General features: G+C 32.8%; 13 protein-coding genes. 6 read left to right on the top strand and 7 right to left on the bottom strand.

Annotated elements, in window-relative coordinates:
- The 5 genes from mnhD1 to IDG65_RS13425 all read left to right on the top strand — a co-directional run.
- On the top strand, positions 1 to 1,346 hold a 1,346-nt coding region (gene mnhD1 / locus IDG65_RS13445; RefSeq protein WP_206174155.1), incomplete at its 5' end, for a Na+/H+ antiporter Mnh1 subunit D.
- Between the two features lies 1 nt (position 1,347).
- Positions 1,348 to 1,827, top strand: coding sequence for a Na+/H+ antiporter Mnh1 subunit E (gene mnhE1, locus IDG65_RS13440; RefSeq protein ID WP_000290674.1), 480 nt, complete (start codon positions 1,348 to 1,350; stop codon positions 1,825 to 1,827).
- Entirely contained in the window at positions 1,827 to 2,120 is a 294-nt protein-coding gene (gene mnhF1, locus IDG65_RS13435) for a Na+/H+ antiporter Mnh1 subunit F (RefSeq protein ID WP_001016306.1), read from the top strand. The genes mnhE1 and mnhF1 overlap by 1 nt, the downstream gene beginning before the upstream one ends.
- Positions 2,098 to 2,454: a Na+/H+ antiporter Mnh1 subunit G gene (gene mnhG1, locus IDG65_RS13430; protein WP_000590451.1), complete on the top strand. Its 357-nt coding sequence runs from the start codon at positions 2,098 to 2,100 to the stop codon at positions 2,452 to 2,454. Before mnhF1 ends, mnhG1 begins: the two co-directional genes overlap by 23 nt.
- A gap of 248 nt (positions 2,455 to 2,702) precedes the next feature.
- On the top strand, positions 2,703 to 3,857 hold the full coding sequence (locus tag IDG65_RS13425) for an FAD/NAD(P)-binding protein (protein ID WP_000558757.1): 1,155 nt from the start codon (positions 2,703 to 2,705) through the stop codon (positions 3,855 to 3,857).
- A gap of 55 nt (positions 3,858 to 3,912) precedes the next feature.
- Here IDG65_RS13425 and IDG65_RS13420 read toward each other — a convergent pair whose 3' ends face one another.
- The 6 genes from IDG65_RS13420 to IDG65_RS13395 all read right to left on the bottom strand — a co-directional run bounded on the left by IDG65_RS13420 (position 3,913) and on the right by IDG65_RS13395 (position 9,909).
- The gene (locus IDG65_RS13420; RefSeq protein WP_000149294.1) at positions 3,913 to 4,287 is read right to left on the bottom strand and encodes a PaaI family thioesterase; all 375 of its coding nucleotides are present in this window, start codon (positions 4,285 to 4,287) and stop codon (positions 3,913 to 3,915) included.
- Positions 4,288 to 4,305: 18 nt separating this feature from the next.
- Complete coding sequence (locus IDG65_RS13415) at positions 4,306 to 5,622, bottom strand: Na+/H+ antiporter family protein (RefSeq protein ID WP_000606335.1); 1,317 nt, start codon at positions 5,620 to 5,622, stop codon at positions 4,306 to 4,308.
- Between the two features lie 410 nt (positions 5,623 to 6,032).
- Positions 6,033 to 7,508 (bottom strand): M17 family metallopeptidase, encoded by a 1,476-nt coding sequence (locus IDG65_RS13410; protein WP_001009688.1) that lies wholly within the window; start codon positions 7,506 to 7,508, stop codon positions 6,033 to 6,035.
- Positions 7,509 to 7,638: 130 nt separating this feature from the next.
- Positions 7,639 to 8,847, bottom strand: coding sequence for an NAD(P)/FAD-dependent oxidoreductase (locus IDG65_RS13405; RefSeq protein WP_000046076.1), 1,209 nt, complete (start codon positions 8,845 to 8,847; stop codon positions 7,639 to 7,641).
- A 453-nt stretch (positions 8,848 to 9,300) separates the two neighbouring features.
- Entirely contained in the window at positions 9,301 to 9,660 is a 360-nt protein-coding gene (locus IDG65_RS13400; RefSeq protein WP_001143493.1) for a HesB/IscA family protein, read from the bottom strand.
- A gap of 12 nt (positions 9,661 to 9,672) precedes the next feature.
- A complete protein-coding gene (locus IDG65_RS13395) occupies positions 9,673 to 9,909 on the bottom strand; it encodes a YuzB family protein (protein WP_001068337.1) in 237 nt (78 codons plus the stop codon).
- A 315-nt stretch (positions 9,910 to 10,224) separates the two neighbouring features.
- On the opposite strand from IDG65_RS13395, the gene IDG65_RS13390 reads away from it, so the two are divergent.
- Positions 10,225 to 11,289 carry an NAD(P)/FAD-dependent oxidoreductase gene (locus IDG65_RS13390; protein WP_000794020.1) on the top strand — a complete coding sequence of 355 codons (1,065 nt, stop codon included), beginning with the start codon at positions 10,225 to 10,227 and terminating at the stop codon, positions 11,287 to 11,289.
- Between the two features lie 58 nt (positions 11,290 to 11,347).
- On the opposite strand, the gene IDG65_RS13385 is transcribed toward IDG65_RS13390, so the two are convergent.
- A partial coding sequence (locus IDG65_RS13385) for a DUF1462 family protein (protein ID WP_206174153.1) occupies positions 11,348 to 11,599 on the bottom strand: 252 nt, incomplete at its 5' end.

Raw genomic sequence — 11,599 nt, 5'->3', positions numbered from 1 at the left:
CAAATGTTGTTAAACATGGACCAATACGCGTAGAGCTAGGTTCATGGAAAGCACCATACAGTATTGTCTTTGTATTAGACATATTCAGTGCCCTACTAATAATTACTAGTATTATTATTACAGCTATTGTGATTTTATATTCATACCAAACAATTGGTATTGAACGTGAAAGATATTATTATTATTTTTCAGTACTATTTATGTTAATAGGTATCATTGGTGCATTCACAACTGGTGACATTTTCAACCTATTCGTATTTTTCGAAGTATTTTTAATGTCATCTTATTTCTTATTAGTAATTGGTTCTACAAAAATTCAACTACAGGAAACAATAAAATATGTTCTTGTTAACGTTGTATCGTCATCCTTCTTCGTAATGGGTGTAGCGATTTTATATTCAGTAGTAGGAACATTGAATCTAGCAGATATAAGCAATAAATTAGCTAACCTTTCAGCGCATGACAGTGGCTTAGTCAATATCGTTTTCATACTATTTATCTTTGTTTTTGCTACAAAAGCTGGCGTATTTCCAATGTTTGTTTGGTTACCTAGTGCATACTATGCACCACCAATTCCAATCATTGCATTCTTTGGTGCTTTGTTAACAAAAGTTGGTGTTTATGCAATCGCTAGAACATTAAGCCTATTCTTTAGTGATAATGTAAGCTTTTCACATTATGTCATTTTATTCTTAGCACTATTAACGATCATCTTTGGTTGTGTCGGTGCTGTTGCATATGCCAACATTAAAAAAATCATCCTATACAATGTCATGATTGCTGTAGGTGTGATCTTAGTCGGCGTTGCAATGATGACAGAGTCAGGTATGATTGGGGCTATTTACTATACATTGCACGACATGTTAGTAAAACTTGCATTATTCTTGCTTATCGGAATTATGATTAAAATTACAGGCACTGCTGATTTAAGACAATTTGGTGGCTTAATTAAACGATATCCTGTACTTGGTTGGTCATTCTTTATCGCAGCATTAAGTTTAGCTGGCATTCCCCCACTCAGTGGCTTTTATGGAAAATTTTTCATTGTCCAATCAACATTTGAAAGAGGATTTTATTTAAGTGGTGTCATCGTCTTATTATCAAGTTTAGTCGTATTATATTCTGTCATTCGCATATTCCTACAAGGCTTTTTCGGTCAACCAAAAGGATATGATCTTAATAACAAAGTCGACGTCAAATATTTAACTACGATTGCAATCGTTGCAGTTGTGATAACTGTTTTATATGGATTGTCAGCAGATTACTTATATCCAATGGTAAAAGCTGGTGCAGAAACATTCTACAATCCATCAACCTACGTTAAAGCTGTATTAGGAGGTAAATAACATGGCTGTACAATTAGTATTAAACTTTATTATCGCAGTGTTTTGGTTGTTTGTAACAAATAGTTACACAACAAATAACTTTGTGTTAGGTTTCATCTTTGGCCTAGTTCTTGTTTACCTCTTACACAGAGTGTTACCAGGTAGATTTTATGTCATCACGCTATATCGTATTATTAAATTAGTTATTATTTTCTTAATCGAACTGATTAAAGCTAATTTTGATGTTTTGAAAATTATTATTAAACCTTCGATTAAAAATGAACCAGGATTCTTTGTTTATCACACAGATTTAAAAAAAGATTGGCAAATTGTCTTGCTGTCTAATTTAATTACATTAACACCTGGTACTGTAGTGCTTGGTGTAAGTGACGATCGTACAAAAATTTATATTCATGCCATAGATTTTTCAACTAAAGAGCAAGAAGTAGAAAGTATTAAAACATCATTAGAGAAAATTGTAAGAGAGGTGGGCGAAATATAATGAATCATAATGTTATTATCGTTATTGCATTAATCATAGTTGTCATTTCTATGTTAGCTATGCTCATTCGCGTTGTGCTAGGCCCATCACTTGCCGATCGTGTTGTCGCATTAGATGCGATTGGTCTTCAATTAATGGCAGTTATAGCATTATTCAGTATTTTATTAAATATTAAATACATGATTGTCGTTATTATGATGATTGGTATATTAGCTTTTTTAGGTACTGCAGTATTCTCTAAATTTATGGACAAAGGTAAGGTGATTGAACATGATCAAAATCATACTGATTAGTCTTGCACTTATCTTTGTTATCATCGGTGCTTTAATTAGCGCCCTAGCAGCTATAGGATTATTGAGACTTGAAGATGTATATTCACGTGCACATGCTGCCGGAAAAGCATCAACATTAGGTGCAATGTCATTACTATTTGGTACGTTTTTATATTTTATTGCTACTCAAGGTTTTGTAAATATGCAATTAATCGTTGCGATTATCTTTGTATTAATTACAGGTCCTCTTTCAAGTCATATGATTATGAAAGCAGCATATAATATTAAAACGCCTTATACTAAAAAGACTAAAGTCGATGAAATTTCGGAAGACTTAAAAGACACAAAATTGTAGATTATATAACAAAATCATGAATATAAATCAACAACAAACAGCAGTAAGATGATTCCAAATTAGGAATGATTTTACTGCTGTTTTCTTTTGACATTGTTACCTCTTTTTCAATGGTTTTTTCTTTGACTACAGCTTCGCCCTATCTACATATATCTCTTTAATTTAATTGCCTTTCATGTCGTTATGTATTATGATAATAATAATTATAAATCGTAACGATTACGCTTTAAAAAGAGAGAGGTTTTATTATGCATTGGACAATTATCGGCGGTGGCATACAGGGAACTGCAATCGCACAAAAACTATTATCAAGCGGATTAACAACAGACCGATTAACAATCATTGACCCACACGAAACTTTTTGCCAAAGGTTTAACTCATTTACAAATCGAATAGAAATGCCTTATTTAAGATCACCGATTGTACATCACGTACATCCACAACCGTTCCATCTAAAACAATTCGCTAAACAGCACCAATATACAAATGCTTTTTATGGTCCTTATCAACGACCTGAATTGACAATGTTTATGGATCATATTGCACATGCTTCTAAACAATATCAATTAGAGGATTGCTTGGTTCAAGGTTTAGTTCAAACTTTAGATAAACAAGAAGACAAATGGCATATCAAGTTAGAAGATGGACAAATTATCACTACAGATTGCGTCGTTATTGCAATAGGTAGTACAAATATTCCGTTTATGCCTGACATTTTAAAAGACAAACAGAATGTAAATCATATCTTCGAGAAAGAACATGATCAAGTAGTATATGATAAGACCGATCATATCGTTGGTAGTGGCATTACGGCTGCACATCTTGCACTTAAATTGTTAAATCATGATAACGATAAAAAGATTCATTTATGGCTAAATAAAGATATTGAAATACATGACTTTGATGCTGATCCTGGTTGGTTAGGTCCGAAGAATATGTCTACATTTTTAAGTACTAAAAGCATGCCTGAAAGAAATGCCATTGTACAACGTGAACGTCATAAAGGATCAATGCCTCACGAACTGTACTTACGCCTTAAAAAACATATTAAAAATGGTCGTATAAATGTGCATAAAACACCTATCACTCAAATTAGTGATGGTTTAATTAACACTGAAAATGATTCTGTTCCATATCAACAGATTATGGTTGCAACTGGTTTTGAACAAGATTTTATGTCACAACCACTTATTAAGCAATTAATACAAAATTATGATGCACCTATTAACGAATGTAATTACCCTGTTATTTCCGAAAAATTAGAATGGATACCAAATCTATTTGTCGCAGGATGCTTTGCAGACTTAGAATTAGGACCATTTGGTAGAAATGTTATGGGTGGCCGTAAAGCTGCCGAACGCATTGAACAAGCATTTCTAAAACTACAACAATATAGCGCATAAAAAAACTGCTAGCCGTAGTTATGAATATCTCATAACATTTCAGCTAGCAGTTCTTTTATTTTAAAGGTTTAATAGCAACTGTACCACGCATAACTGTAATTAATTGTTCTTTGTCATTCTTAATTTTTATATCCCATACATGTGTCGACTTACCTTGATGAATAATTTCAGCTGTCGCAGTAACACGACCATCTTTAGCAGAATGAATATGATTGGCATTCATCTCTAAACCTAATGGAATAAATTTGGTTGTATCAATTAGATTAGCAGATCCTAATGAACATGCTGTTTCACCTAAAGCAATCGAAGCACCACCATGTAAATATCCAAATGGTTGTTTTACTTTATCAGTAACAGGCATAGAAATAACAACTAAACCATCTTCCTGGTGATCTATTGACATCTCAAATGTCTCTAATAAATGCGTCATATTTTCACCTCTTTATGCTTATAGTACCATAGCAGCAATAGTACCGAAAATCATTAAAGGAATATTATAAAACAAGAAGTTTGGTACACATGTATCGCGTATATGATCATGTTGGCCATCAACATTTAATCCCGCAGTTGGTCCTAATGTTGAATCACTTGCAGGTGAACCTGAGTCACCTAATGCACTCGCTGTTCCAATCAATGCGATTAATGCCATTGTATCTAGTCCAATTGACGCTCCAAAAGGAATGAATAATGATGCGATAATAGGAATGGTTGCAAATGATGATCCAATACCTAAAGTGACAATTAAACCTATCACATACATCACGATAATGCTAAATAATTTATTATCACCAGTAATACTTGTTAAAGTTTTAACTAATTCATCTATATCACCAGTAGCATTCATTACACCAGCAAATCCATTTGCTGTTAAAATAACTACACCAATATAAGCCATAATTTTAATACCTTCAACAAACTTAGCATCTAATTCATACCAATTATATGCACGTGAAATAAAGAATACGAGTACCCCGGCCAGTGCACCAAAAATCATTGAATCTGTAAATGTTTGTACTAAAAATGTAGCTAGTATTGCTACAATTGTTACTATTAAGATATATGGTTTTAACTCTGTAACATTGTCACTATCTGAAATTTTACGTGTTTCATATTCACGTGGTTTACGATATACATATAAACCGATAAGTAAGCCAACAATATACCCCATTGAAGGAATAAGCATTGCTTTCCAAATCATATTAAACTCAATTGGGTGATTCGCCTTTGCAAAGCCACTTTGAATAATTTGCTGGAAAATTTGACCGAATCCATAAGGTAATAACACATACGGGAAACATAAACCAAAACCGATAATCAAACCGATTAAACGTCTATCTATTTTTAAGTCATTAAACAGACTTAACAATGGTGGGATGACAATTGGAATGAATGCAATATGTACAGGAATTAAGTTTTGACTCATGATACTCATAGCTAATAATGCAATAATTATTGTCACTTTTACTTTAACTCTTGACCATCGACTATTTTCAGCGTGTATTGCATTTATAATTTTTCCTACTAAATAGTCTGTGATACCACTGTATGAAATTAATGCTGCAAATCCACCTAATAAGGCATAGCTTAATGCTACCTCAGCACCATCGACTATATTTTTTCCGAATACATTAATTACTTTTTCAATGCTCATACCTGATACTACGCCACCAACTAGCGCACTGATAAATAAGCTTATAACTACGTTTAATCGACATAAACATAGCACAATCATTAAAATTACTGCTATTACTACTGCATTTATCATATGACAACCATCCTTTATCACTCTATCGAACTAAAGCGTTTATAGACTACATAGTATCAGTAGCTTTAACACCTGTCAATAGCAAACTATACCAATAATCTTTATTTTTTAGTTAATTGTCTTTCTTAAAATAATTTTATCTTTCATTAAATTAAACAATTTTACAAGCTTGGAACACCAATCAAAATACTAAGTTCTAAAATGTAATATTAGTAGTCGTTGACTGAATGAACATATGCTTATAATATTTTTTTGCAATGCTAGTCAAGTTGATTTATGCTCACAAGGATATGCGATTTATATTTTCTTACAACAATGAAAATGCCTGATACAATGCGATCCTTTATACTTTCAAGAGTTAAATTAGAAATGTATATCAAGACACAAGTTGTATCAGGCAAATAATTAAATTATTGTTGTTTTAACCATTGTACTATCGTCGGAATCATAAATCCTGTTGGCCCTTTTGGACCATTATATGAAGCTTTATTAGTCGTTGCTGGACCTGCAATATCGAAATGAATGTGAGGTGTTTGACCACTAAAATGTGTTACAAAACTTGCCGCAAATAGCGCTTTACCTTGTCCATTCGTATGGTTAACTAAATCAGCGATATCACTGTGTTTAATACTTGCACGTTCGGTTGCAGTAATCGGTAATTCAAATACCATTTCATCGACTTTAGAACTTATTTGTAATATATCGTTTAATATCACTTTACTATTCGATTCAAATGCAGCAGCTTTATCATCGCCTAGTGCAACAATTGCTGCACCCGTTAATGTAGCAAAGTCCATAATCACACTAGGCTGATATTGATTTGCATAATACACAGCATCTGCAAGGACTAATCTACCTTCAGCGTCTGTATTCATTACTTCTACAGTTTCACCACTTAATGCTGTAAATACATCATCTGGCTTCATTGATGCTTCATTTATCATATTTTCAGCACAAGCAAGCACTCCGACAATATTTACAGGCAGTTGTAAACGACTAGCCGCTTCAATGATACCAACGACATTCGCAGCGCCACACATGTCAAACTTCATTGTAGCCATGCCATTCTTCGTTTTAATACTATAACCACCAGAATCATACGTTATACCTTTACCAACTAAGGCAATTGGTGCTTCATCTTTGTCTTTGCCATTATATGTGATGGTTACTAATCTCGGTTTATGCTTACTACCTTTACCTACTGCTTGTAAAAGTCCGAATCCTTCAGAAACTAAAGTGTCATAATCTTTAACATCTACTTTGACCTTTGTATTTTTAAAATGATTAACAATATCTTCTGCAAATGTTTGTGGTGTTAATACATTCGGTGGCATATTACTAAAGTCTCTTGCCAAATTAATGGATTGGCCAATACTGATACCCTCATGAATGAAATCTAATTCAATTAATGATTCACTAATAAGGTTTAAATTCGTCTTAAACGGTGCCTTCTTACTTGATTTATAATGATCGAATTCATATGTTGCACGCTCACTTTGAATACCGCATGCCATTAATACATCTGATAACTGATCATATTTTGAAATAAATGAATCCATAAGTAAATAAGTATCTTCAATGTGTTCTGACTTTATGTATTGGAAAAGATGTCCCCATATTTTCAACATATCTTGATAACTACGTGCTTTTAAGTTTCCTAAACCAACTGTAATTAAACGATATGTTTGATCTTGTACATCAAATGCAGTTGTATAAATCTTCCCAACTTTACTACCAATAATATGTTGATGTTTTAGTCTTTCAAGTGATTCTGTAATATCGATATGATTAAAACTAATGCGCTCTAACTGATTTAAATGTTCTGGTATACCAATAATCAATGTATTTATTTCGTTGCTTAGTGTGTTATTTAATTTAAAATTCATAATGTACCTCCTTAGATTTGATATGTTACTCACTTCAAATTGTACAACAATAAAGCCCTTCAGTGACACTGAAGGACTTTATAAATGAATAATTTAATTTTATGTGTTTAGCTGAAACTTTATTTAAAGCCTAGAATTTACCTTTTTTGAATGCTAAACCGATACCACCGATTTTGAATACCGCACGTGTATCAATCACTTTTTTCATGAATGCTGCTTTTTTACCAGCGATAGGTTTACCAAATACCATACCTACACCGTCATGTGAACCTAAAGAACAAACAGTTCCACGATCAACGTATTCGAATTCTTCAGTTGATTCACCGTTTAAGATGCGTTTAATGTTTTTAGCAACACTTTCACCTTGTTGCATTGCAATTTGTGCTGTAGTTGGTAATGGACGTTCTTCTCCAGCTGGGATAAACGCTGAACAGTCACCAATAACAAAAATGTTGTCGTAACCATTGATTGTTAAATCTTGCTTTGTAACGATACGTCCACGTTTAACGCCTTCAAATGATTCTTCCATTAATTTACTACCACGTACACCAGCTGCCCATACTGAAGTACCTGCATTTAATTGTTGTTTTTCACCATCTACTTCAACTACAAAACCTTTTTCGTTACAAGCAACGATTGGTGTAGCAATTTTAAATTCAACACCGCGGTCTTCTAAGTAGCTAACTGCGTGGTTAACTAATTCTTCTGAGAACATTGGTAACATTTTAGGTGCTGCTTCAACACAAGTGATTTTAACTTTATTTTGATCCACACCATATTTGCTACATAATTCAGGAATTCTGTCTGTTAATTCACCTAAGAATTCAACACCAGTGAATCCAGCACCACCAACTAAGATAGATAAATCGTTATCATCTTTTTCTTTTGATGCTGCATAGTTAGCAAATTTGTCTTCGATATGACGTGATAATTCACGTGCTGTGATAACATTTTCAATTTGGAAAGCATGATCTTTCATACCTTCGATGCCGAATGTTTCACTAACGAAACCTAATGCTACTACTAAAATATCAAAGTCATAAATACCTTGATTTGTTTCTACCTTTTTAGCATCACGGTCAATTTTTGTTACTTCTGCTTGAACAAAGTTCACTTTGTCTTTCTTCAAGACACTTTCCACAGGATATAATACATCTTCATAGTTTAGTGTACCTGCTGATGCTTCATGTAACCATGTTGCTTCATAGTGATATTCATTTTTATTAATAAGCGTAATTTCTGCTTCTTCTGTTGATATCGCTTTTTGCAATTTAGTTACAGTTTGTAAACCTGCATAACCAGCACCAAGTACAAGTACTTTTTTACGATCTTGAGCCATTTAATTTCACCTAAGCTTTCATATTTTTTTAACCAAATGCTGATAATTACTAGTAACAACTGGTCATTACTACTTTTACCACAATGTATACTAGTTTATCATCATTTTGTTATTTAAGTCTTTTAAATTATGTAAAAACCTGTGATGTTCACAAAAAAGACATTTTTAATCCAATACTAATTCTATAGCTTTTATGTTATATTTTCAAGCAAGATTCAGTCAGATTGTGAAAAAATTAATTAATTTTTTCGTAGCCTGATTTCGATTAAAAATGTATCCGTTATCACGATCATTTAAAATACTATTTATAGTCAGATTCTTAATTTTCAATAAGCTTTTTAATAAAACAAAATATCTTTACGCAAAAATAGGACATAATCAAATATGTCCCTAATCATAATTGATATCAATTTGTATCCCAAAAATTGGGTTAACCATTAAAAAGTTATTTTATTAGCAGTTTTCAGGATTACCTGCAACTTTTGCAGTTCTAAATGAACTACCACAGCCACATGAAGCAATTGCATTAGGATTGTCGATTTGGAAACCGCCACCCATTAATGATTGCTTAAAATCAATAGTCGTACCATTTAATACGGGTGCATCTTTTTTGTCTACTAAAACTTTTAATCCAAAGTATTCTAAGATTTCATCATTTTCACCAGGCGCTTCTTCTGCACCCATACCGTATGTTAAACCAGTGCACCCGCCACCATTCACTTTAATTTTTAAATAGCCATCTGGCATTTCATTTGCTTTAAGCATATCTTTTACTTCGTAAGCAGCTGCTTCTGTTAATATAACTGTTGGCATGATAACTCCTCCTTAAAAAATCCAAGTTTCTTTTATATGTGCATATATATTTTGTAATAATTCTTCCGGCGAATCACCTTCAACAATATCACCATTTACTAAAGCATACAACCCGGCTGAACATATACCACAATGTGTCAGGCAACCATACTCTAACACATCGACATCTGGGTCATTTTCCAGTTGATTAAAAACATAATCTCCACCTTTTGCCATGTTAGAGAGACAAAATTCTACGATCGGATTCATACTTCACCTTCTTATTTCATTTGTTACAATATTATAGCATTTTAAAACTAGTATTTTAACATGATGTGCTCAATTACAACAACTGATGTTTCTTATCCCAGTTATGTAATAGTGCCTTAGTTAGTACAAATATTTATTTGTAGTCATTTTCAAAAAAATATATAATAAGCATATAAATACATATTTACTTTTTTAGGGGTTATTGATGAATCAAAGACACTTGCATTTTATAACTGTTCATTAACAAATATATCTATGCACTTTGATCTTTTCAAAATTAAAGTAAATATTAACATATAAAAGGGGTACTTCATTATGAAAAACTTAGTTTTGTTAGGCGGCGGATATGGTAATATGCGTATCATGTCACGCATTTTAACTACTTCTTTACCACAAGATTATACAGTCACATTAGTTGATCGTATGCCATTTCATGGATTGAAACCAGAATTTTATGCTTTAGCTGCGGGCACGAAATCAGATAAAGATGTTCGCATGAAATTCCCTAATCATCCACAAGTGAATACAGTTTATGGTGAAATTAACGACATAGATTTAGATGCTCAAATTGTCTCAGTCGGTAACTCTAAAATTGATTATGATGAGCTAATCATTGGTTTAGGATGTGAAGATAAATATCATAACGTTCCAGGAGCCGAAGAATATACACATAGTATTCAAACACTCTCAAAGGCTCGGGATACTTTCCATAGTATTAGTGAACTACCAGAAGGTGCTAAAGTTGGTATCGTTGGTGCTGGATTAAGCGGCATAGAACTTGCCAGCGAATTAAGAGAAAGTAGATCAGACTTGGAAATATATCTTTATGACCGTGGGCCGCGAATTTTAAGAAATTTTCCAGAAAAATTAAGTAAGTATGTTGCGAAATGGTTCGCCAAAAATAATGTTACCGTTGTTCCAAATTCAAATATTAATAAAGTTGAACCTGGTAAAATATATAACTGTGATGAACCTAAAGATATTGATTTAGTTGTATGGACAGCAGGAATTCAACCTGTTGAAGTTGTTCGTAACTTGCCGATTGATATAAATAGTAATGGACGCGTGATAGTTAACCAGTATCATCAAGTACCAACATATCGTAACGTCTATGTAGTTGGTGATTGTGCTGATTTACCACATGCGCCAAGTGCTCAGTTAGCCGAAGTTCAAGGTGATCAAATTGCCGATGTGCTTAAAAAGCAATGGCTAAATGAACCATTACCTGACAAAATGCCGGAACTAAAGGTACAAGGTATCGTTGGGTCATTAGGAGATAAACAAGGTTTTGCATATATCATGGATCGCACTGTAACAGGACGACTCGCTTCTATTTTAAAATCCGGCGTACTTTGGTTATATAAATATCATAATGGTTAAAATTAAAAAGCAATGTCAGTTCACACTATTACTGACATTGCTTTTTGTTATGTGTATATTATTCATTCACAAGCTTTTGGTCTATAAATCGAGTGATTTGCTTTGTTTGTATATAACCATCTGCTACATATTCATCGTTCATTGTAATTAATGGATAAAATAGTTCATCTTGTTCTATTCTTTCAATAAATTGTAAATCATGATCTGTTAAGTTGTCATTATCTTTTGTAATATCTATATACGTATATTTAAATGATATATTTGGGTATTTTCTTTTTAATAGCGGCTGTAGCCAGTCATAAATATCTTT

This window comes from Staphylococcus sp. EG-SA-17 (assembly GCF_017151845.1).
In the GTDB taxonomy this organism is placed as follows: Bacteria; Bacillota; Bacilli; order Staphylococcales; family Staphylococcaceae; genus Staphylococcus; species Staphylococcus aureus.
Note: the sequence above shows the minus strand (reverse complement) of the source record. Positions and strands in the feature narration are given on the sequence as shown.

Coding starts and splice junctions, on each gene's coding strand:
- IDG65_RS13410 (WP_001009688.1), bottom strand. CDS start 7,508: ATGAATTTTAAATTAAATAACACACTAAGCAACGAAATAAATACATTG.
- IDG65_RS13415 (WP_000606335.1), bottom strand. CDS start 5,622: ATGATAAATGCAGTAGTAATAGCAGTAATTTTAATGATTGTGCTATGT.
- IDG65_RS13400 (WP_001143493.1), bottom strand. CDS start 9,660: ATGCCAACAGTTATATTAACAGAAGCAGCTGCTTACGAAGTAAAAGAT.
- mnhF1 (WP_001016306.1), top strand. CDS start 1,827: ATGAATCATAATGTTATTATCGTTATTGCATTAATCATAGTTGTCATT.
- IDG65_RS13425 (WP_000558757.1), top strand. CDS start 2,703: ATGCATTGGACAATTATCGGCGGTGGCATACAGGGAACTGCAATCGCA.
- IDG65_RS13420 (WP_000149294.1), bottom strand. CDS start 4,287: ATGACGCATTTATTAGAGACATTTGAGATGTCAATAGATCACCAGGAA.
- mnhG1 (WP_000590451.1), top strand. CDS start 2,098: ATGATCAAAATCATACTGATTAGTCTTGCACTTATCTTTGTTATCATC.
- IDG65_RS13390 (WP_000794020.1), top strand. CDS start 10,225: ATGAAAAACTTAGTTTTGTTAGGCGGCGGATATGGTAATATGCGTATC.
- IDG65_RS13395 (WP_001068337.1), bottom strand. CDS start 9,909: ATGAATCCGATCGTAGAATTTTGTCTCTCTAACATGGCAAAAGGTGGA.
- IDG65_RS13405 (WP_000046076.1), bottom strand. CDS start 8,847: ATGGCTCAAGATCGTAAAAAAGTACTTGTACTTGGTGCTGGTTATGCA.
- mnhE1 (WP_000290674.1), top strand. CDS start 1,348: ATGGCTGTACAATTAGTATTAAACTTTATTATCGCAGTGTTTTGGTTG.